Source organism: Methanomethylovorans sp., from assembly GCF_041447285.1.
Taxonomy (GTDB): domain Archaea; phylum Halobacteriota; class Methanosarcinia; order Methanosarcinales; family Methanosarcinaceae; genus Methanomethylovorans.
The window spans coordinates 113,737-136,925 of the sequence record NZ_JBGMEB010000009.1; the positions used below are offsets into that span (position 1 = coordinate 113,737).

Sequence of the window (23,189 nt, forward strand, 5' to 3'; positions counted from 1 at the left end):
TGCGGAATCTGGTTAAGATCAAGTCGTTTTGTAGCAGATTACTTACGGCTACACATCTTATTCTCTCCTCGTAACTCCTTCAGTTCTTCGGCAAACATGACCATCACTATGAAGAACATCAGGTAATCGGCTGCCGGAGTTGCGAACCACACACCTTTGACCCCGAATATCATGGGCAATGTGAACAAAAGCGGTAGCAGGAATACAAAGATCTTACCCAGGTGGATGAAAAGAGCAGACCTGACCCGGTTTATGGACTGGTAGTATGTGGCGTTCACAACCACAACGCCCTGTACAAGCAAAGAAAGCACGAATATCCTCATGCCATCTACAGTAACCCCAAGTAGAAAAGGATCACCTGGGGTAAAAAACTGCACCACTTTTTCAGGGAACATGAAGAAGATCAGAAATCCCAACGTACCCACAGCAACACATGTCATCATGGCAAATTTCAGAGTTCTGCACACCCTGTCATACAGACCCGCACCGTAATTGAATCCTATAATCGGCTGCATCCCCATAGCTATCCCCTCGAACAGCATGTAGAATATGGAGAAAGAATAACCTATGATACCATAAGCTGATACATCTGCATCCGAACCATATTTCAAAAGCACGAAATTGTGTGCAAAAAACAGCACAGATAACGATAACTGCATGGCAAAGGAAGGCAGCCCGCTTTCCAATATCTTCAGCACGCTTCGCGGTTCAAACCTGAAATTCCTAAGGCTCATTTTCAGACCTGCTTTGCTGCTAAAGAAATGCAACGTCAAACGAACCGCACTCAGAGCGAATGCTATTACCGTTGCAATGGCTGCTCCGGATACCCCCATACCCATTTTCATGACAAAGACATAGTCAAGGACCAGGTTTGTCAATACGGAAATCACCATGATGTTCATGGCGATTGTAGGATAACCATCGTTCCTCACAAGTGGGTCAAGAGTCATGGCAAGCAGGAAGAACACAGAACCTATGAATACTGCACTCATGTAATCATTCGCCATATCCTGGACAACTACAGGCGCATCGAACAAACTTAAAAGGGAGTCACCAAATGCAAGACCCGCTATTGTGATAACAGCAGCTACAACGAACACAAGAGGGAAAACATTGGCTACTATATTCCTGGCCTTGTCCCTGTTCGATCTGCCAAGCTCAAGAGCCACAAGACTGGAAGAACCCATGCCCATCATTACAGCTACAGCAACAATTAACATTACTGCGGGAAAAGCCAGAGTAACAGCTGCAAGCCCCTGACTGCCCACGCCATTACCTATGAAATACCCATCGATAATGGTTTGTACACCAGCCACTACAATACCCATGGTTGCGGGGAAAACAAACCTTTTAAAGAGCTTACCTATGCTTTCAGAACGCAGTTGATCCTCAGTTACCATTTCCACTCACATCGAAATACAAGGTTATCTGCTGCAACAATCCCATGATAAAGTTTAATTTTTGATAATTTATTATCCCAATAAGTGTCATACATGTTCTTCATTGATTATCTATTTGAAATTTAGAAAGCATGGGAAACGCCCTGCTCATATTAATAATTTCCCATTGAATGCAATATAACTGGTCTTGAATTGAAACAAGAAATAAAAAAGAGGATGATATACAATAGGAAATTCTGGATCCCGTATTTCACCCTATGGGCTTTTTACTCTTCTCAAATAGCCTATATGCCCTGAAAAGCAAAAACCCGGAGAGCATAAATGCCAAGAGATCCGACACAGGAAAAGCTGCCCAAGCTCCATTCAGGCCATAAAAACGGGGAAGCAGCACAACTGCAGGAATAAGGAACAGTAGCTGCCTGCTAATAGAAAGAATAAAAGCAGGTTTGGCTCTCCCTAATGCCTGGAAAAAGATCGATGCAACTACGTTCAGACCTATCAAAGGCGTACCCAGGACCATTATTATTAAAGCAGTTTTTCCCATTTCCAGATATGCTGGGTCTGCACTGAAAATAATAAGAAGTTTTTCTGCGAAAATGTAAATAATGAGCAGACCAAACAATCCAAAGACTGTTACTATCACCAAAGACATTTTTACAGCTTCTACTATTCTATCATATTTCTTTGCCCCATAATTAAATCCAACAAGTGGTTGCAGGCCAAAACCCATACCAAGAAGGGGCAGAAAGATAAAAGAATTGATCTTCATGACTATACCCAAAACAGCAATTGCGACATCTCCTCCATAAATTGCAAGGACATTATACACAATAATCATCATAATACTGTTTGAACATTCCATAATAAAAGAACCAGTACCAATGGCCCCTATTTCCCTAATGATTTGAAAATCTGGCGTTAAAGTTTGTGATCTGAAATGAACAGTGCCTTTCCCTTTAAGATAGTACAGCAACAGCCATACAGAAACTACGGCTTGAGATAGTACAGTTGCAATTGCAGCGCCTTCAACACCCATCCCATAACCAAACATGAAAACCGGATCAAGTATTATATTGAGGCCGCCTCCTAGAAGCATAGCATTCATAGCAAGTCTGGAATTGCCTTCTGATCTGACAATATTCTGAACAGCCACTCCAAAGACAAAGAAAATACCGCCTAAAATAATATACTTCAGATAATCTCTTGCATAGGGCAGAACTCCATCAGTTGCTCCGAATACTCTTAAAATGGGTTCAAGATAAAGAAGACAAGGAATTGCTATAAGCACACTTAAAACCAAACTCAGGGAAAAAACATTTCCAAGAACTCTTTCTGCTTTTTCATTATTTCGTGCTCCAAGAGCCCGGGAGATTATGGAAGATCCACCTGTTCCAAGAACAATTCCAAAAGCCATTATAATCATCTGGACTGGAAAAGCTATAGAAAGCCCGCCTATAGCAGGGACACTATCTTCTCCATATGCCATTCCCACGAAAAACGTGTCAACTACATTGTAAAGAGCCTGCACCAGCATTCCAATAATGATAGGAGTTGAAAGCTTAAAAAGGAGCTTTCGTACATTATCTTTACCAAGAAAATCACTTTTTTCATCCATTTTTTCATCTCACTGTTTTACTTCATCTCACTTGATTTATCAGATGGAGGCTCGAATCCGGGCTCAAAAAGTTTAATAGCAGCTTTATGGAGAAGGAGCTTCATAATTTCTTTTTCCTCATAGGTAAAATCAGAAAAGAGAATTTTTATCATAGAAGCTTGTTTTTCCAATATTAGTTCTCTCATCCCTTTGCCTTTTTCAGTCAGGTAAACCTTGTAAGCTCGAAGATCATTTTCATCCCTCTGCCTGTAAACATAACCTTCTTGTTCAAGACTCTGGATTGATCTGGCACTTGTTGCTTTGCTCACTTTTAGGAGTTTTGCAATGGCTTCTTGGGATATTCCATCATAATGATATAAAACCAATAAAAACTCAAATTGCCCACTTCCAATTCGATAAGTTTCGAGTTCTTTTGCCATATAGGCTAAATTACTCCGCTGGATATGGGCAATCGAACCTAGTAACATTATTGCATCATCCATACTTTACCCTTCACTTTCAGGATCTGGTTGTTTTTGTTGAAATTTGAAATATTAAATAAATAGTAGCATATGAAACTAAATTAATCCTTGAAGGATAGGAGATAAGTATCTATTGCAGCCTATAAATAATAGTTGCATAGAATATATAATAGTTTCGTATGAAACTAGAATTAAATTAAAATTCATATTTACATTCAAATTAGTACTATTAAATAGAATAATGTACAATAAAAATAACATAAAAATTATTAGTTCTCTTGTAAAGAAAATCTGCAAAAAATGCACATCAAGCAAATAGTAGCAATTTATTGCAGTATATCCGGAGAGATCGAAATAGAACAATCGGCTGTATAAATAAAGTGCAGAATGAAATCTGCACTTTTGTGATCCATCTCAGGATATTACAACACCATATTTTGCAAATGCTTTGGAAAAAGCCAGTCTAAGGTTTTCAGCATTGGTTTTAACCTCTGTTGAATTACCAGAAGAAACTGAATTATTTAATACCACAATTGCATTATCAACCTGGATAAGGACCTGTGCATAATTCTCATCTGCACTTGATGGCTTTTCAGCATTTGTCACATTTTGCCATTCACTTTTCAATTTAGGGACATAGGTGGCAACCTTTTCTGTATCATTGGCACTTGCAGCACCTATAGCTTCTTCCATTGTTGCATGGAATACTGTAAGAAGATCTCCCATGCGTATAACGCCATTCCGTTCGTGCAGGCTATAAAACAGATCCCTCATTGGCTCAAGAGCCGTGTGGGCAGCTTCAATATCCCCACCTGCAAGCAGTTCCTGTGAATTTGATGCTATCAGTTTTGCTCTTTCTATTTCAGTTGTCCAGGAGGTATCATTTGCATACATAGCAGGTGGTGCTTGCCCATAATTATCTGATACATAGGTTAATTTATTAACAAGTTCATCGATACTGGCTTGAGAAGCAGAAACATTTTTTTGGCTTGTTAATACAAGTGATTTGATATATGCTGAATTTGCCTCTTTCATAACTTCAGCAAACTTTACTTCATCAACTGTGCCGGAAATAGATGAATTTTCAGCACTTTTAGTTTGTTCATCAACACAACCTGATATAAAGCTCAATGACAATACAAGAATAAAGCAAAGAGAAAGTAACTTTAGTTTCATTTTAAATGCTCCCTAAAATGGTTAAGGTTTAACATTATATAAAATGTATACGATCAGCACATAGAGATTAAAAAAAGATATTATGTGTTGAGTTTAACTATATAAAAGAGTATAATAAAGATAACTGGTTATAAAATATAGAATTTTGAACTGTAAATCCTCTATCAATTGATCGCATTATACAAACCTGAACATTCCCAAAGTCTTATTCTTTTCCACTTTGTGATCCACCACCGGCTGTGGATAAACAATATCCTTCGGTAAAGCCTTATTCTCCAATGCATGGATATCTTTTGGGCTTAGGTCCCCCAATTCAGGCACCCATTTTTTAATGTATTTGCATTCCGGATCGAACTTCTGCTGCTGCAGCCATGGATTGAATATCCTGAAATATGGAGTTGCATCTGCACCTGTAGATGCTGACCACTGCCAATTTCCATTATTTACACATGGATCATAATCTACAAGTGCCCGGGCAAAATATATCTCACCCAAACGCCAATCGATGTGAAGGTCTTTCACAAGGAAAGAAGCTGCTATCATCCTAACTCTGTTGTGCATATAACCAGTAGTATTAAGCTGCCTCATGCCAGCATCAACTATAGGAAAACCTGTTTTACCTTCACACCATGCATTAAATCTTACAGGATCATTATCCCAATGGAGGTTATCGAATTTTTCCCTGAAGGCGTGACCAAACACCCTGGGGTGCTCAGATGCAAGCTGAATGAAGAAATCCCTCCAATAAAGCTCTGAAATCAGAGTGTGATCAGACCCTAGATGGTCCCTTAAAGAGTGGTAAACCTCCCGAATAGATACAGTTCCAAATCTGTTGTGAGCTGATAGTCCAGTAGTACCCATTACAGATGGGATATCCCGTAATCGATCATAATCTGCAAACCTGCTAAGATCAGACAGCAGCTCCAGAGCATTGCTGCTGCCGCCATGAACAAATAATTCCGGGTTATCAGAATCATATTCAGGAATTGCCTCAAGAGCATCTGAGATATAAGAGTTGCAGAAATTGCCTCTTTCAACGTGAACAGGCACTTCCACTGAAAGCTTGCTAGCCGCCCTGAAGAACTGTGTGAACACCTGATACATCTTCCCCTGCTGAGTTTTCACTGAACCTGGAACTTGCAAGGTTGCATCATGAAACTGATGGAACTTCAATCCATGTTCAGCACAAACCATAGAGATCAATTCATCCCTTCGGGCACTGAAAGGGGTATAATCACAGTTCACAAAAACAGCATCTATACTTTCTTCACGGATCAACTTTTCAATTACCTCGTGTGGCAAGCCTGAGAAAAGATACAGTTTTCCACTCACCAACTCAAGCTGTTTTTCCAGGTCTGCAAGGGACTCTAACATGAATTGCAGAGCATTCTTACTGTATTTACCATCCTTTAGCAATCTATGATCAAAAATAAAACAGGGTAATACCTCGTGTGAAGAGTGAAGAGCCTCTATCAGGCCAGTATTATCATCAACACGCAAATCCCGCCTGAATATGAAAAGTGACTTTGAATACATAAGATCCAACCATTATACTGCTTACTAGATATTCACGTGTCACAACTATATTTACAGAATGCCAGACAAGCCACTGAAAAACACTCAAGTAAACATGCAAGTAAATGAACAGAAAACGATTGCAGAAAAGAGAAATAAGAAACAATGCGCCAACCGGGATTCGAACCCGGGTTTAGGGCTTGGAAGGCCCCAGTCATAGCCGCTAGACCATCGGCGCATTAAGCAGCCTATACACGTCTTTTTGTAATATAACATTTTCGCATCATCTGCGTATAATATGGTTGAAAACGACAATAAATCCAATATTTATTTACTTTTCAGCAAAAATTAGAAAAAAGAAAAGAATACAAAAACAAGTACACATCAGATATTCACTAACCAATCCCAAGTCTAAAACTGAAAAACACACTTAAACACTGCGACATTCACAGTGAATAGCTTGTACGCAGTTCCTTGATCATGTCGCGAAGCTCTGCAGCCCTCTCAAATTCCAGGTTCTTTGCGGCAAGGTGCATCTCAGCCTCAAGGTCAATAATCATATCAGAAACCTCCTTTTCAGACTTGTCCTCTGCCAACACAAGCGCTTCAGGTATTGCTGATTCCTCAACCTCCACAAGTTCACGCTGCAATGCTTTTTTGATGGTCTGAGGGATAATCCCGTGTTTTTCGTTGAATTTCATCTGAAGCTTACGACGCCTGTTTGTCTCATTCACAGCGCGTTCAATCGAACCTGTAATGTTATCAGCATACAGTATTACCCTTCCCTCGGCATTCCTCGAAGCCCTGCCTATGGTCTGTATCAGAGACCTTTCTGAGCGAAGGAAACCTTCTTTGTCCGCATCCAGAATGGCAACCAGTGCAACCTCCGGGATGTCCAGTCCTTCTCGCAGGAGGTTAATACCTATCAGTACATCGAAATCACCCTTACGCAGGCTGCGGATTATTTCAGTCCTCTCAATGGTATCAATATCCGAATGCATGTAACGCACCTTGACACCTAGTTCATGTAAATATTCCGTGAGTTCTTCAGCCATTCTCTTGGTAAGAGTAGTAACGAGTGTCCTGTAACCCTTGGCGGTAGTCTTCGAAATTTCTCCAATAAGGTCATCTACCTGATTCTCCACCGGACGGATAGTTATCTCCGGATCTACAAGTCCGGTAGGCCGGATGATCTGCTCCACTACAGACTTACTCAGCTCCACTTCATATTCAGCAGGTGTGGCAGAGACATAAACGACTGTGTTAATGTGTCGTGCAAATTCATCATATTTCAGGGGTCTGTTGTCCAGAGCTGAGGGAAGCCTGAAACCGTATGTAACCAGAGATTCTTTCCTTGCCCTGTCACCGTTATACATACCCCTTATCTGAGGAATCGTCACATGCGACTCATCTATTACCATCAGATAATCCTCTGGGAAGAAATCCAGCAGTGAAGAAGGTGGTTCTCCGGGTTTTCTACCATCAAAATGACGCGAATAGTTTTCTATACCACTACAATACCCCAATTCCCGGATCATTTCCATATCAAACTTTGTTCTCTGTTCCAGACGCTGAGCCTCTAGCAGCTTGTTCTCGGCCCGCAGCCTGGCAAGCTGTCCAGTAAGTTCTTCTTCGATGTCTACAAGTGCCTTGTCAATGTATTCCTGTGGCATGACGAAATGCTTTGCAGGGTAGATGGCCAGAGTTTCCCCCATACCTAGTTCTTCCTGCACCTTACCTGTCAGAGGTTCGAAATAAGCGATCCTTTCGATCTCGTCACCGAACAATTCTATCCTTATACCTCGCTTCTCCTGAGCAGGGAATATCTCAATAGTATCTCCTCTTGAGCGAAAAGTTCCTTGCGCTGGCTCTATATCATTACGCTCATACTGGATATTGATAAGATCTGCAAACAAAGTAGAACGATCTATCTCTTCACCTACAGTGAGCATCACTGTCATAGCCCGCCACTCCTGTGGTGAACCCAAACTGTAGATACAGGAAACACTCGATACTACTATCACATCTCTGCGCTCCATAAGAGACTTAGTGGCAGACAGACGCAATCTTTCAATCTCTTCATTTATGGAAGCATCCTTTTCGATATACGTATCCGTAGTAGGAAGATAAGCCTCGGGCTGATAATAATCATAGTAGCTGACAAAGTATTCTACGGCATTATCAGGAAAGAATTCACGGAACTCTGAAAACAATTGTGCTGCAAGAGTCTTGTTATGTGCGATTACCAGAGTAGGCCGCTGGACATTCTGGATCACATTAGCTACTGTGAATGTTTTACCTGAACCTGTTACACCCAGTAATGTCTGGTGCTTCACTCCTTTGTTAATGCCTTCTGTCAGCCGGGATATGGCTTCTGGCTGGTCACCTTTGGGAGAATAATCAGATACTAATGTGAAAGGGCGCATACCTGCGTTTTATCTTAGTATAGGAGTATAAAAGTATGCATTTGTAAATGAGGTAATGTTTTCACAATACGATAATGCATACCGAGGTATTAACTCAGGGTATTCACTCCAATCACAAATTCACCGGATCATACAGTTTCAGTAATCCGTAGATAATCTGTGAATAGCGAGTGTAATAGTCGCATAGACGTAAATACAACAGGATATTAAGCTTGCCTGAATAGGAAAAAAGCCATAAGCATGAGAACTATAGCAAGCATTATGACAATCTGAGCGCTTTTACTGTCAGTACCCAGAATAATAGGAATCGGACCGATCATGATAATACCCCCGCCACGAATTTCTGACCTTTTGAACACACCTTCTGAAGCCTTGCGGATCTGTTCACTATTATTAGTATTATTTACCTGATGTTGAGCATACTCGTATTCGACTCCACTACTGTTGTCACTGGAGGACATGAAGCTAGCAATAAAAAACAGAATAAAACCAGTAATTATACACAATACCCCAGTGAATATCAGCAATTGCGCTACCATCGCATTTTCCTCCAGAAGAACATGTGTATGAAGAACACAAAGAAACCAATATACATCATGGACGTAGTAATTTCAGGAGATGAACCAAAGGCAATTGGAATTGGACCAATGAGTACTAATCCGCCAAAATCCCCACTATCACTGCCACTGCCCATAGCGGAAATTAAAAAGCCTGCAAACATAAGTAGAATTCCAATAGAAATCAAATAGGAACCGATTCTGATAATGTCCCTGGAAGATGTCATAAGAAATAGTGGAAACTATAATTAAATAATACTCTGCTGCATAACAGACTCGCCCGCTTGAAGCTCTGTAGGTTCATCAGAGATATACCTATACTCCCGCTGTGTCCTATTGCCTCTGCGCTCAAGAAGATTCTTACCGAACATACGGGAAAGATATGTTGACACCGTACTCTGTTTTATGGGGCCGTATATCTTCTCATAATGTTTCTGTATAGACTGAGATGAGAACCAGACGCGTGGATACTCATATTTAAGGAAAAGCTCCAGTCTTTCGTTTATTGTGAGCTTAGTATCCCCTATACGTTCCTGAAAAGAAGGGGTCTTGCGGGCCGGAGGGGCAGGTTGCTCCTGCCTGACCGAGGATTGCGGAAGTTGTTGTGAAGTGTTATTCTCCGGCATATACTGGTTCACAACAGGTTGTGGAGTTGGAGATTGCAACGTAGTAGAATATTGGAATGGAACCTGAGACATACCTGGCTGCAAAGAAGGCGCCATTTGCTGATACTGAGCATACTGCGGATATTGATACATAGAAGATTGCGGTACCTGAACAAACGATGGTGCTACCTGTTGCTGCATAACGGGCTGTGTTTGTGGCACAAATGAGCCAGGGAAAAACGGTGGCGATTGTTGATAAGGTTGTGAGTTAACCTGTGGTAAAGGTTGTGAAACAGGTTGTTGAAAAGAATTGTTGTAATTTGCTACAGAAGCAGAAGAAGGTCCGGACGCCTGGACTCTTTTCCCTGAGAACGACTCTATAAAGGAGACCAGGCATTTTTGCCATTCAGCACCTGTAAATTCAACATTTACACGCGTCCCGTCTTCATCTGTTATTTCGAGTCGGACCTTCATTATTCTGCCTCTGTGCATGTGGATCCATTCATCCCCTCAGATTGAAGGATTCACGAACCATATATCCCCTCAGACAATGGTTTATTTTAGCTTGACTGTTTAGTGTTTACAGAACACTACTTTAGCCTTCTGTGCTACAATGATATACATTGCATTGATTATATATAAATATTGTGCTGATTATCTTGTGCCTAATTGTCGGCGATACAAATAAAGGAAGAATAAAGCTTTAATTCAATAAATAAGCAATAATCCATCCTACCATTTGTACCTAGTAAATACATATTGTGAACTTGATAGATAAAGGTTTCTTTTATTTTTCCACTGGAAACAAAGGGGTTAGAGATTTTGACTTGAAAACTGTGTTTATACCTTTAAATTAATAAATAGTACTAAATAATCCTCAAATTTGACCATTACGAATACAGAGGACAGATATGAGTATGAGACACATATAGAACAGGATCAAGTTGAAAACCTATATCTAATCGTAATGATAACTAATAATTAATGAATAATAGGTAAGATAAAACCTCAGTATGATTTATATCAAATGATAACCATAGGGGCGTCTTATGACGAACACAAGTGCAGATACTCCCGTTGATACCGGCGCAACCAGAGACAAAGCCCGGACAGGATTTGAGAATCTTAGTAAAGAAGATGTAAGGTCACTGCTCAACGAGATAGAACTGCTGAAAGTCAACAATGAGAACATGCGGGCAAAGCTGCTTGAGGCCAGCATGATGAACAACTCCTATATGGAAGAAGTCAGCAAGCTCAAGAAGCAGGTTGAGCACCTTACAACACCTCCACTGTTCATTGCCAGTATAATGGAGATAGAAGGAGATATGGTCCTTATAAGGCAACATGGCAACAACCAGGAAGTCATGACAAGGACCCCACCTTCCCTTCATGGAAAACTGGAACCTGGCATGAGAGTCAGTGTGAACGGAGCTTTCTCTATAATATCTATCATACGCAAGGGTACTGATGTCAGAGCACAGGTGATGGAACTGATCAATTCACCTGGAATAGACTATGATATGATAGGTGGCCTTGACGAAGTGATCAAAGAAGTCATTGAGTCTGTAGAGCTGCCGCTCACTGAGCCTGAGCTATTCTCTAACATAGGTATTGAGCCACCAAATGGAGTGCTTCTCTATGGCGCACCTGGTACAGGGAAGACCTTAATCGCAAAGGCAGTTGCCTCCAGAGCAAAAGCAACTTTCATTCGGATGTCCGGTTCTGACCTTGTACAGAAGTTCATCGGCGAAGGTGCGAGATTGGTCAAAGATGTATTCCAGCTTGCCCGGGATAAGTCTCCTGCAATACTATTCATAGATGAAATTGATGCTGTAGGCGGTATGCGTACCCATGATGGCACAACAGGTTCAGCCGAAGTGAATCGTACTATGCTGCAACTTCTGGCTGAAATGGATGGGTTTGATGCCACAAAGAACGTAAAGGTTATCGCTGCCACAAACAGAATAGATTTGCTGGACCCAGCTCTCTTGCGCCCCGGCAGATTTGACAGAGTAATTGAGATACCTTTGCCTGACCTGGATGCTCGCGAAGAAATATTGAACATCCACACCCGCAAGATGAAACTTGCAGATGACGTGGACTTCAAGAAGCTTGCCAAGATCACGACTGGACTTAGTGGTGCAGACCTTCAGGTTATTACCAAGGAGGCAGGCATGTTCGTGCTAAGGCGCCGCGGAAACCAGGTGACCATGCAAGACATGATGGATGCTTATGAAAAAGTAGTTTCCGAAGAAGAGACAGCTACACCCTCTGGTATGTTCGCATAAGAACATACATCATTTATCCTGAACGAAAAGTTAATATCCGTTAAGTGTATTTTGGGTATGCTGTCAAAGCAAATAACGCAATGCTCCGATAGTGTAGCACGGCCAATCATGCAGGACTCTCACTCCTGCGACTGGGGTTCGAATCCCCATCGGAGCACTATAAATTTTTTTATACACCTAATCAATACGACTTTTTAAACCTATTTTGAAGTACTGAAGTTAAAGGTCTGATTTAGACCTTTTTAGAGCCCCTTAAATTATCAATCCATATCCATACCAATTTTAAGTTTTCTTTGATTATAGTCCACAATAACATCATTACAGGTCAGAATTTGGTTCTAAGAGAGCTTCTTCAAGTTTCCATATAAGGGATTCTTTTTTAATTAAGTAGAACTCCCCAGGATTCAGACATAGCCTATTACGTTTTCTTGCTTAGAAGAGTTAGGTATTTGTAGTTGTATTATAATGTAGTTTATTATAAAATTGATAATATTTAGTCCTGTGGACATACAACTCTAGGAAGGGCAGAGTTTAAGCGAAGAAATATTCTGAAAACCACAAAAGCTTTCCTTTGAGAAAAAGATAGCAAGTGTAGCGGAAATAAAGTGGAGAAATCACATGACCATTGTTGACAAAGAGTTGGAAGTAGCAAGACACAATTTACTGGACCTGACGATGCGCAACCAACTTCTGAATTTCCGTTCTTCAAAAACAAGAACAATAAAAGTAGTTGATGAAATACCAAGGGAAGTCTATGACCGACTGGTTCTTCAAGAAAAGAAAATGGAATTTCGTCCATCATTCATTCAAAATATAAAATATACACAATCTGCAGATGAAAAAAAGTTAAAAGTTCAAAATGCAGACCTTTATGCTGATGAAGCATCCGTACTCTGGAAAATGCCACAATCCAGTGAGATGATGGAAGCAAAACACACGGATCGTTTTCTTCAAACGACGCTAAAAAGCGAAGATCTTCAAAAAAGAATGTACTATATCAGTCAGCAATCACAATCTGTTCTTGAAGAGCAAGGATATACTGTTCTTTACTTGGCTCTTGGCTTTTTGGAATGGGATGAGTGTGTCGAAGGTTCGAAACTAAGACGATCTCCATTAGTTCTTATTCCTGTAGAGTTATCTCGTGCGGAAGTAGGCGGTCCTTTCCAATTATCATGGACTGGAGAAGACATATTAACAAACATCTCTCTTCAGACAAAACTGATAGAGTATGAAATAGCATTTCCTGAATTTGAAATGCCCGATTTAAAGGATGGATTGGACCAATATTATCAAAATATTACTAACATAATCTCAAAAAAACCTAATTGGAAGGTTCTATCCGAAATCAATCTAAGTTTCTTCAGTTTTACCAAATTCGTTATGTATAAGGACCTTGATCCGGTGGCATGGCCTGAGGATAACTCTCCTTCTATCCATCCATTGATAAAATGTATATTTGATCCTGATACTCAAGACTATGGTATCGAGTTCTCAGAAGACGATGTTGACAAAAAACTAAATGCTAGGAACATATATCACGTGATGGATGCCGATCCATCTCAAATTGCTGTGATCGAGGATGTCAAATCTGGTAAGAACATAGTAGTGGAAGGGCCACCAGGTACTGGTAAATCCCAGACAATCGCAAATATCATTGCAGAGCTACTTGCAGCAGAAAAAACTGTGCTGTTTGTCAGCGAGAAAATGGCAGCTCTAGAAGTAGTGAAAAGCCGCCTTGAACAAGTAGGACTAGGGGACTTTTGTCTTGAACTGCATAGTAGAAAATCCAACAAAAAAGAGGTTCTTAAAGAGCTCAAGCGCACAGTTTCACTAGCATCTCCAAAGTCAGTATCCTTGGATAGTAGTTTTTACAAATTTGAAAATCTCAAAGCTGAATTGAATGATTATGCAAAAGCTTTGAGGGAACCATTCGGCTCCATTTGCCAATCACCATTTAATCTGTTCTGTATGAAAGAGACTGCATTGCACCATTTCGAAAATGCCGGAAGAGAAATACCAAATATCAGACTTTCGAATGCTGAACAATGCAGCCAGAAGGATTGGACAGAAGCAATATCTGTCCTTTCTAATGTTACTGATGTATTGCCGCTTGTAAAACCAGTGAACAGAAATCAGTGGAAAGGATGTAGTCCAGGACTTGTGCTTCCTTCAGATGAAAGCGAGATCGAAGATTTACTCGACACATGTAAAGTTTCATTGGATGAGCTGATCAGTTCAATAAATGGTCTTTGTAATCTTAGTTCAGCAAATATTCCTCTCAATTTAAGTGAAATCGAATCATCAATTTTAGTCTCAAGAGTGGTAGCTTTATCAAAACCCGTTAACGAAGAAGTGCTATTGAATCAAAACTGGGACAAGGAACCCGCTGCTGCACCTACCCTGATCACAAAAGTAAGGGATTTCCAGAAACAGCGTTCAGTACTGTATAGTAAGTTCAGGGAAGATGTACTGGAAAATGACATTGATGCCCTTATATCGCAATACAAGGAATTATCCGATAAATATCCTATAATTCAATTTTTAGACAGTAAATGTATTGAACATCCGTGGAAAGTAAATTCACCTCACGGGACGCTTCCACCTAATGAAAAAGAGCTTGAAGAACTGATCGCTAGATGTAAGAAATCTTTCATTGACCTTGAAAACATGATCAAGAGGTTATGTGACAGCTGCTCAATACATAAACCTCTAACATTAGAAGAGATTGAACCATCTATTTCTGCTGCAAGAATTATAGCATCATCATATCCCATTGACGAAGATGTCCTGCAGAATAAAGAATGGAACGAACTAAATTCTCAAGCACGCTCATTGATCGAAAAGGTAGAACTTTATAAAAGGTTGAGTTCGGGTCTGCATTCCAAATTTAAAGAGCATGCTTTTGAAAAGGATATAGACTCCATTATAAAGGAATATAAAGAACTATCTGCCAGTTTTTTCATACTACGCATTTTCAATAGCCGTTATCGTTACTTGAAAAATGAAATCTCTTCTTTTTATAAGGATGTAGCTCCTAAGAAAATAGAATACATCATCTCAGACCTGAACGAGCTATCTACATGCATTCAATACAGAAAAGAAATAAGAGATTCCAGTCAAAGGGGAAAGAGCCTTTTTGGTCCATACTGGAAGGATGAAAATAGCGATCCACAAATACTTGGTCCATTTGCAGAATGGATAGTGTCTTTCCGTCAGAAGTTATTGAAGGATGCTTTTGATGATCAAGTGTTCCATAAGATAAGTGCAGGCGTTTCCAGGAAGAATGGGGAGAAGGCAATTGATGACCTTTTAAGAGCCGCTGATCACTTTACTGAGCAGCGTGATAATTTAGCAGTTCTCATAGGAATATCTCCACAATTACTGTTTTCCTCAACGGCTGAGAATCCTCAACTTGAAAATATCAGCATTCAATTAGACTCATGGAAAAATGGTATTTTAGAAATTCAAAAATGGAAAAATTCCATAGCTCAGTTCTACAGAACTGAATCTCCTGAAAAAGCAGAAGATATAGTTTCTAATTTGAAAGAGATATCAGACTGCAATGTATCCAGAGAAAGGATAAGAGAACTAAATGAAATTGGAGTATCTTTCTTTGGACCTCACTGGAGAGGGGAAGATAGCGATATGTTATCTCTGAACTCTTTTGTCGAATGGATGCTGTCTTTCCGTAAACATTTCCTTAACAAGGCATATGATGACCAGATATGCGAGAAGATCAGTGCTGGTGTTTCTAAAACAGATATAGAAAAATCTATTGATACTCTAACAAAGAACAAAAGTATCTTCATCGAAAAGCGGGATAAATTGTTTGCTCGGCTGAACTTCAATCACGAGCAGATATTTGGAGCTAGCATTGATACTGTACCTATTGAGGAAATGGACTCTAAACTTAAGTTGTGGAAAGAAGGAATACCAAAGATTCAAAAATGGGGTCAATTCACTATTTCCCGAGATAGATGTCTCAACACATTTGCATCCCCGATAGTAGATCTCATTGATCTGGACATGATGGAGCCAGATGATATTATTCCATGTTTCAGAGGAAACTTTGCAGAAGATATTCTTAGGTCTGCGTTCAAAGAACGATCATCTTTGGCGAGTTTTATGGGAGAACTCCACGAAAAGAAAATCAAAGATTTCATAGAACTGGATAGCGGACTGATTGTGGAAAATAGGCAAAGGCTTGCTCATTTGCTTTACAAGAGACAGCCACCAATTCCCAGAGGCGCATCGCCAAAATCCGAGGCTGGTATCCTCTTAGGAGAATTCAATAGAAAGCGCAATCATATGCCTATAAGGAAACTGATGACATATACAGGTGGCTTGATACAAAAAATAAAACCCTGTTTCATGATGAGCCCGCTGTCAATAGCGCAATTCTTGGACCCTCTCAATGTCAATTTCGATGTGGTTGTTTTTGACGAAGCAAGCCAAGTAAGGCCCGAAGACTCTTTAGGGGCATTGTTGCGAGCAAACCAATGTGTAATAATAGGTGATACTCGTCAGCTTCCTCCTACAAGCTTTTTTGATAATATGGTTGATCCAACTGAGGAAACCGATGAAGAAATTACAACTTCGTTATCTGATATAGAAAGTATTCTTCACCTGTGCAAACGTAGTTTCCTTACGAAGAATCTCCGTTGGCACTATCGTAGTAGGCATGAATCTTTAATAGCAGTTTCGAATCAGGAGTTCTATGACAACAGGTTGGTAATCTATCCTTCACCGATAGCTGATATGGAACATCTGGGTCTGAAATTTGTTCATCTGCCAGATACTGTATATGATCGCGGAAAGACCTCTGTAAATAGAAAAGAAGCAAAAGCAGTCGCAAAAGCTGCTCTTGAACATTTTTCCAAGTATCCCGACAAAAGTCTTGGTATTGGTACGTTCAATATAAAACAACAGCAGGCCATACAGGAAGAAGTTGACATGCTGCTCATCGAGCATCCCACCATGGCTAAGTTTTTTGATAGTAAACATCAGGATCATTTCTTTGTCAAGAATCTGGAAACAATACAGGGTGATGAGAGAGATGTAATTTTCATCAGTGTTGGTTTTGGTTTTGATAGTGACCACAAGCTTAGCCTGCATTTCGGTCCACTGAACCAGGAAGGTGGAGAGCGGCGGTTAAACGTTTTGATCACACGTGCACGTGAAAAGTGTGTAGTGTTCTCTAATTTCAAAGCACATGACCTTCCGACCACTCAGACATCGCCTTTTGGCGTAAAGTCATTGAAAGTATTCCTGGAATTTGCCGAGAACAGAAATCTCCACAGCATGTATGCTACGGGAGAAGATGCCGGATCGCCATTTGAAGAAGCCGTGTATGAGTTCCTTAGCGATTGCGGATATGATGTTCAAAAACAGGTTGGTTGTGCTGGATATCGCATTGATCTTGCAATTATAGATCATAGATATCCAGGCAAATATCTTTTGGGAATAGAATGTGATGGGGTTAAATACCATTCATCTCAGGTAGCAAGAGATAGGGACAGGCTACGCCAGCAGATTCTTGAAGACCTTGGCTGGACCATCTATCGCATCTGGTCTACAGACTGGTACCGGAATAAAAAAGAGTGCCAGGTAAGACTTAGGGAATTTGTTGAAAAGACAAAAGTGGAGAGCGTTATACCAATTCTAACCAAGAAGGACCAGTTTACAAGTTCAGCACTTACAATGAATACAGGTGTTGAGAGGGAAAAGGTCACAGAGTTACCTATTTCTGATGAGGATGAGTTCTTGGGTCTTGTTCCAGAGTACAAGGTATGTACTTCTATCGATATCCCTACGTGGAAGCAGATTCATGAGCTATATCCGTATGAACTTGAAAAAGCTATCCAAAAGATCCTTGAAATTGAATCTCCCATCCATATAGATGAATTAATAAAAAGGATTCGTGAGAATCATGGTTTGAAAAGAACCGGTGAAAAAATCAGAAATGCTATTCTGGATGCTGTTAATTATTCGGAGAATAAAAACAATCTTGTTAAACGTGGCGATTTTCTATGGAAAGATATCAATGATGTAAATCTCCGTCGCAGATGTAATGGAGTTGCCGCAAAAATCGAAATGATTTGCGATGAGGAGATAGCTGAAGCTGTAAAATTGGTAATTAGAACTCAGCATGCCACCCTCCCTTATGAACTTGTGGTTCAAACTTCAAGGGTCTTTGGAATACGATCCACCAGCAAGATCGCTTCAGAGAGGATCGAAGACGTAGTCAATGAATTGATTAGTAATGATGAATTGAAGATCTTGTCAAATGGTATGGTGGACCTTGCTGAGAACTGATAGTTATCTGTCATCGAGTACTGAATGAGGGAGGATGTTAGGTTTCATCAACTTCTTTTAGCTCAGACCGTAGCTTTTCAAGCTTTTCCTTAAGTATAGGCAATTCGTTTTCCAGAGTGTCCCAAACAAGATTGTAATCAACAATAAAATATGCATGAATAAGTCTGTCCCTCATCCCAGCAATCTTGCTCCATGGTAGATTCGGAACAAGAGCCTTTATATTTTCAGGTATTGCTTTGGCTGCCTCACCCAATATCTCGAACTGCCTAACCACAGCACTCTCAGTTTTCGCATCGCATAGGAAATCTTCTCTATCCATCCCATGGGTGAAATCCTCTATTGCATCTACAGCATCGATCATTTCAGACAGGTATAGCAAAGGCGACCTCATAAAGCCACCAGCTCTCTCAAAACATCATCGCGCATCATTGGATGCAAGGCCCTCATGGAAACCACATCAACAGGGATTCCAAGCATCTCTTCAAGGTAGTCTCCAAGTCCCACCAGATCAAAAAGAGTTGCACCATCATCGAAATTAACAAGTACGTCCACGTCACTGCCAGCTTTCTCTTCACCTCTGGCATAAGAACCGAAGATGCCGATTACTTCCGCTTTGAACATCTGTCTTATCTCACTCCTGTGCTCTTTAATCAGAAGCTTAATATTGTCCATTTTTACGTATCTTCCTTGTATTTCATTCATAACGAGATCCCTCTATTATTTAAACTAACTACCTTCGTATTTAAGATTTGGTCAATTGGTATGGAATTAGCATTAATGAAAAGATATATCTCGAAAAAGCCATTCTCAAACAGTGTTTGCGTAAGTGGAATGTTTTTCTTTGATATCTTGAAAGTTTTACCTTCACATCCTCCATGTCCCTACAACCCCAAATCTCAACTTTAGAACCTTTGTAATAGAACCTGTTTCAAAACCTCTCTTACACCTTTTCTTTTGTTACTTGTTCATTTTATTGTTTGAGAGAACTTTCTATATAAATTGGAATGAATACTTAAAACATTCCTTATCCACTGTTATAATCCAAAAATATAACATCTCTTAAAAGAAAAACTATTATCCAAGTTTGTAGAGTTTACCCTTAAAGAGTGAATAGTTATAAAAAAGAGCAAAACTTAAACACAAGTAGAAATAATTGAATTCAAGACAAAGGAATCAGAAGAACTGTGAACTGAAAAAGCATAAAGCGGTTTATCTTGAAAACCATGAGAATTAATTCTCTCATTATACAGTTGTTCATAGTTAGAGCAATGCTTATTTTCTTTCTGAAATAGGAAGGATTCTCAATAACAATAGGAGTCGCCTATAAATAGGCATTTAAGAGATACCACTGTTTAAGTATTATGCTATACTTGTAGATTATCAATGCTTGCAAATCTAGGATTAGGCGATATACCCGGAAATGTAGTACTGTTAATAGAAGAAGACATGGGTAATGTCAAGAGTATTTTTGTGCAGATGGCAGTACAGGAACTGTTTCATGACAGGAAAACAATAGTATATATTTCCACCACACGTTCACAGGAAGATGTAAGAAATCACATCTCAACATCTGAGCAAGACAAAGAGAACAATGACTTCACAATACTAGGAAGTTTTAATGAACTAAATTCTCTGTTGAACATTTGCAAGAAAAGTACAGATGTACCTGCAGATGCCAACATGGTCCAAAACCCACCTCTTAGCAATCTTTTTACTGCCGATGTATGTATCATTGATACATTCTCCCACCTTTTCATGGAAGAAGATACAAGCACGATCAAAGAGATACTGAATTGCTTTGTTACCATGAGCAGAAAAAATAGAACAACTTTTCTACTACTGTCGGATATGGGAATACTTACTGACCGTTCAGAAAGAATCATAAGAGCTATGACTGACGGAACAATCCAGTTCAGGACGGAATACATAGGAAGTAAAATAAATCGCTACATTAACATACCCAAGATGCCTGGCACCCCACCATTTAATAGAATGGTACCTTTCAATGTAACAGGAAGGAGAATTGCCATTGATACGAGAGAAAGAGTAGGTTAAATTCTCAGAATAGACCAAACATTAAGAGAAGATAAAAACCGCTTTAGGGAAGTGAGGAGACATGGAATCATGCCTCCCCTATGGATTTATACCCCAGTCGTGACAATGATCTGGGATGATGGATGAAAGTACATTCACATATATAAATAAACTCTTGAATTATTCCTAGAAAGCTTCTTATTCGTATAAATAATTATTATGCCATTTGTTTAGAGCAATTTATGAATAACACAATTCTAATCAAAGAAAGATTATTATATTTAGATAAATATAACTGATTACTAGTTCAGCTTATAAAACCCCATAGAGAATAACTACTAAAAACAAAATAAACTAAAAACGGGGGACTAAAAATGGATAAAATGGAAAATATCCCCAAGAATGAGTACGAGATTGCAACTTTTGCTGTTGGAACCTCTTGGAAAGCAGAGGCAGTATTTCGCAACAAATCCAGAGGAATAATCACTTCCTACGTAGGATATACAGGAGATGAAGTACAGTACCCACGACTTGAAAGGGACACAGAGAATGGAACTGACCTTATACAGGCTGTGCAGATTGTATTTGATCCAAAAATTGTTCCCTATGAGCGATTAGTGGAATTATTCTGGGAATTACATGACCCCTCATATTTCCTCAAGTCTGAAGAAAATATCAAACAATTCAGATCAATTATATATTACCACTCAGAAAAACAGAAAGAGAGAGCAATCATATCCAGAAGGAAATTTGAACGAACAGAAAAAGCCAAAAGTCAGATAAATACTCAAATACTACCTGCAACACATTTCTTTAAAATTGAAAAAGAAGCGCATGAAAGTAATCACAATACCATGAAAAAAAATGGTATCAACAGAAGTTTTCCTAAAAAGAGTCTTCAACACCAGGCACGGTAATATCCACCTGTATTTTGAACCTCCACCTGTAATCCGAATAGCAGAGAAAGGTTGGAGGAGGTCAATATCTCCTTTTTCGGTCCATCCATGAAAATTTTTCCATCTTTGAACAGAATGACTCGTTCTATTTCCGGAATTATGTCCTGGAGGTTGTGAGTTACAAGAATAATGCTTTTCCCTGCTGCTGCAATTCTGCGCATTACTTCTCTAAATTTATGAAAACTGTGCAGATCAAGACTATTTGCAGGCTCATCAAGCACAAGAGCCAGAGGATCATGAACCAGGGCTCTTGCAATAAGTATTCTTCTGGCCTCACCGGTTGACATCTGAGAAATGGATTTATCCTGAAGATGAGATATTTCCAGAAATTCCATTACTGTCTGGACTATACACTTCATCTCATAAGTAACACGGTGATTTTTGTAAATCCCAATACTACTGAAAAATCCAGATAAAACAGCTTCATACCCACAGATGTCACGAGTATATTCATGCTGAAGATCGCCTGAAACTATACCCAACAGATCTTGCAGATCAAATATATCCCACCTTTCTTTACCCATGATGCGACATGCAACACCTGGAGAATTAACCAATGGCCGATATTCTCTGGTAATAGTCTTGATGAGAGAAGACTTTCCGGAACCATTAGGACCAATGATAGCAACGTTCTCACCCACACCTATTTGCAGAGAAACAGAATCAAGTATCTTTTTTCCACCACGAGTAACTGTGATATTCCTGAAATCTATCAAATGACCGGTATCTGGATGATCTAAGCTGCCCTGCATAATATTGCATATCTAAGGAGATAATTGTATAAAAACAATGTCTGTGAATGGATTTCTGAAGTGACATCATTCCTCTTTGCTTACCACCATTTATAAATATGTAGCCTAGTATTGCATATCAACCACACAGATAGTAAGAATATAACAGGCATTTCTCACACTATACCGCTTATTTCTTAAATTTAGTATTACACGAAAGGAATCACATGTGGGAAACATTCAAACAAGGGAACATGAGATCAACTACACCCATAATTGAACTTAAGAAACTTTCCTATTCTTACGGCAACAGCAAAATAGAGGCACTTAAAGACATTAATCTGGAGATATATCCCGGAGAAAAAGTAGCATTTTTAGGGGCTAATGGTGCCGGAAAATCCACGTTATTTAAACACTTGAACGGCATCCTTAAACCAAACTCCGGAGAGATATTAGTCCACGGGGAGACGATATCTAAGAAAAACATAGAAAAAGTGCGCCAAACGGTAGGGATAGTTTTTCAAAACCCTGATGATCAGATCCTTGCACCCACAGTAGAACAAGATGTAGCTTTCGGACCCATTAATATGGGCCTCTCAGAAGAAGAGGTTACAGCACGAGTAAACGAAGCTTTAGGATTTGTGAATATGCTGGGACTGGAAGAAAGATCTCCACACCACCTCAGTGGGGGCCAGAAAAAACGTGTTGCTATTGCCGGTATACTAGCTATGAGGCCAGAGGTCATAGTATTAGATGAACCTACAGCCGGACTTGATCCGAAGAGCGCTGAAAATATAATGAGCGTTATTGAGACGATGAATCGTGGTCTTGGAATTACAATAATCCTCTCAACCCACGATGTGGACATGGTGCCTCTTTTTGCGGACAGGGTTTTCCTTATGCATCATGGAAAAATAGAAGCACATGGTACAGCAACGGAAATATTCAAACAACATGGACTGTTGGAACATGTGCACCTGAGAATCCCCCGGATAGCAGAGGTATTTGAATTGCTCAAGGCCGAGGGCCTGGATGTGGAAACAAAAGTCACACCTGCAGATGCCAGGGATGAGATCCTGAGGCTCTTAAATACACCCAGGGAATAGAGAA

At 39.8% G+C, this 23,189-nt stretch carries 17 protein-coding genes and 2 tRNA genes; 6 read left to right on the forward strand and 13 right to left on the reverse strand.

Features of this window, described 5'->3' with window-relative positions:
* Nucleotides 1-38 precede the first annotated feature (38 nt).
* From ACC612_RS06640 to ACC612_RS06685, 10 genes are all read right to left on the reverse strand, one after another.
* Entirely contained in the window at nt 39-1,400 is a 1,362-nt protein-coding gene (locus ACC612_RS06640) for an MATE family efflux transporter (protein WP_371853708.1), read from the reverse strand.
* Between the two features lie 250 nt (nt 1,401-1,650).
* Nucleotides 1,651-3,015, reverse strand: coding sequence for an MATE family efflux transporter (locus ACC612_RS06645; protein WP_371853709.1), 1,365 nt, complete (start codon nt 3,013-3,015; stop codon nt 1,651-1,653).
* A gap of 17 nt (nt 3,016-3,032) precedes the next feature.
* Nucleotides 3,033-3,497 carry a MarR family winged helix-turn-helix transcriptional regulator gene (locus tag ACC612_RS06650; protein WP_371853710.1) on the reverse strand — a complete coding sequence of 155 codons (465 nt, stop codon included), beginning with the start codon at nt 3,495-3,497 and terminating at the stop codon, nt 3,033-3,035.
* 393 nt (nt 3,498-3,890) lie between these two features.
* Entirely contained in the window at nt 3,891-4,652 is a 762-nt protein-coding gene (locus ACC612_RS06655) for a hypothetical protein (RefSeq protein ID WP_371853711.1), read from the reverse strand.
* 177 nt (nt 4,653-4,829) lie between these two features.
* Nucleotides 4,830-6,188 (reverse strand): deoxyribodipyrimidine photo-lyase, encoded by a 1,359-nt coding sequence (locus ACC612_RS06660; RefSeq protein ID WP_371853712.1) that lies wholly within the window; start codon nt 6,186-6,188, stop codon nt 4,830-4,832.
* A 145-nt stretch (nt 6,189-6,333) separates the two neighbouring features.
* Nucleotides 6,334-6,405: transfer RNA gene (locus ACC612_RS06665), tRNA-Gly, on the reverse strand.
* 208 nt (nt 6,406-6,613) lie between these two features.
* Entirely contained in the window at nt 6,614-8,593 is a 1,980-nt protein-coding gene (gene uvrB / locus ACC612_RS06670) for an excinuclease ABC subunit UvrB (protein ID WP_371853713.1), read from the reverse strand.
* A 206-nt stretch (nt 8,594-8,799) separates the two neighbouring features.
* A complete protein-coding gene (locus ACC612_RS06675; protein ID WP_371853714.1) occupies nt 8,800-9,132 on the reverse strand; it encodes a DUF131 domain-containing protein in 333 nt (110 codons plus the stop codon).
* Complete coding sequence (locus ACC612_RS06680) at nt 9,126-9,377, reverse strand: DUF131 domain-containing protein (RefSeq protein WP_371853715.1); 252 nt, start codon at nt 9,375-9,377, stop codon at nt 9,126-9,128. The genes ACC612_RS06675 and ACC612_RS06680 overlap by 7 nt, the downstream gene beginning before the upstream one ends.
* A 21-nt stretch (nt 9,378-9,398) precedes the next feature.
* Entirely contained in the window at nt 9,399-10,229 is an 831-nt protein-coding gene (locus ACC612_RS06685) for a hypothetical protein (RefSeq protein ID WP_371853716.1), read from the reverse strand.
* A gap of 575 nt (nt 10,230-10,804) precedes the next feature.
* Here ACC612_RS06685 and ACC612_RS06690 point away from each other — a divergent pair.
* The 3 genes from ACC612_RS06690 to ACC612_RS06700 all read left to right on the forward strand — a co-directional run bounded on the left by ACC612_RS06690 (nt 10,805) and on the right by ACC612_RS06700 (nt 18,358).
* Entirely contained in the window at nt 10,805-12,043 is a 1,239-nt protein-coding gene (locus ACC612_RS06690) for a proteasome-activating nucleotidase (RefSeq protein ID WP_371853717.1), read from the forward strand.
* Nucleotides 12,044-12,125: 82 nt separating this feature from the next.
* Nucleotides 12,126-12,200 (forward strand) — tRNA-Glu (locus ACC612_RS06695).
* A 461-nt stretch (nt 12,201-12,661) separates the two neighbouring features.
* Nucleotides 12,662-18,358 (forward strand): DUF3320 domain-containing protein, encoded by a 5,697-nt coding sequence (locus ACC612_RS06700; RefSeq protein ID WP_371853718.1) that lies wholly within the window; start codon nt 12,662-12,664, stop codon nt 18,356-18,358.
* A 37-nt stretch (nt 18,359-18,395) separates the two neighbouring features.
* Here the strand turns inward: ACC612_RS06700 and ACC612_RS06705 are convergent, their stop codons facing one another.
* Both ACC612_RS06705 and ACC612_RS06710 read right to left on the reverse strand, forming a co-directional pair.
* Nucleotides 18,396-18,719, reverse strand: coding sequence for a DUF86 domain-containing protein (locus ACC612_RS06705; RefSeq protein WP_371853719.1), 324 nt, complete (start codon nt 18,717-18,719; stop codon nt 18,396-18,398).
* A 26-nt stretch (nt 18,720-18,745) separates the two neighbouring features.
* Entirely contained in the window at nt 18,746-19,060 is a 315-nt protein-coding gene (locus ACC612_RS06710; RefSeq protein WP_371853720.1) for a nucleotidyltransferase family protein, read from the reverse strand.
* Between the two features lie 681 nt (nt 19,061-19,741).
* Here ACC612_RS06710 and ACC612_RS06715 point away from each other — a divergent pair.
* Together ACC612_RS06715 and ACC612_RS06720 are read left to right on the forward strand one after the other, a co-directional pair.
* On the forward strand, nt 19,742-20,413 hold the full coding sequence (locus ACC612_RS06715) for an RAD55 family ATPase (RefSeq protein WP_371853721.1): 672 nt from the start codon (nt 19,742-19,744) through the stop codon (nt 20,411-20,413).
* Nucleotides 20,414-20,766: 353 nt separating this feature from the next.
* The gene (locus ACC612_RS06720; RefSeq protein ID WP_371853722.1) at nt 20,767-21,309 is read left to right on the forward strand and encodes a peptide-methionine (S)-S-oxide reductase; all 543 of its coding nucleotides are present in this window, start codon (nt 20,767-20,769) and stop codon (nt 21,307-21,309) included.
* Here ACC612_RS06720 and ACC612_RS06725 read toward each other — a convergent pair.
* Nucleotides 21,291-22,100: an ABC transporter ATP-binding protein gene (locus ACC612_RS06725; protein ID WP_371853723.1), complete on the reverse strand. Its 810-nt coding sequence runs from the start codon at nt 22,098-22,100 to the stop codon at nt 21,291-21,293. The genes ACC612_RS06720 and ACC612_RS06725 overlap by 19 nt on opposite strands.
* Before the next feature lie 233 nt (nt 22,101-22,333).
* Between ACC612_RS06725 and ACC612_RS06730 the strand changes: the two genes are divergently transcribed.
* Complete coding sequence (locus ACC612_RS06730; protein ID WP_371853724.1) at nt 22,334-23,185, forward strand: energy-coupling factor ABC transporter ATP-binding protein; 852 nt, start codon at nt 22,334-22,336, stop codon at nt 23,183-23,185.
* The last annotated feature ends 4 nt before the right edge of the window (nt 23,186-23,189 follow it).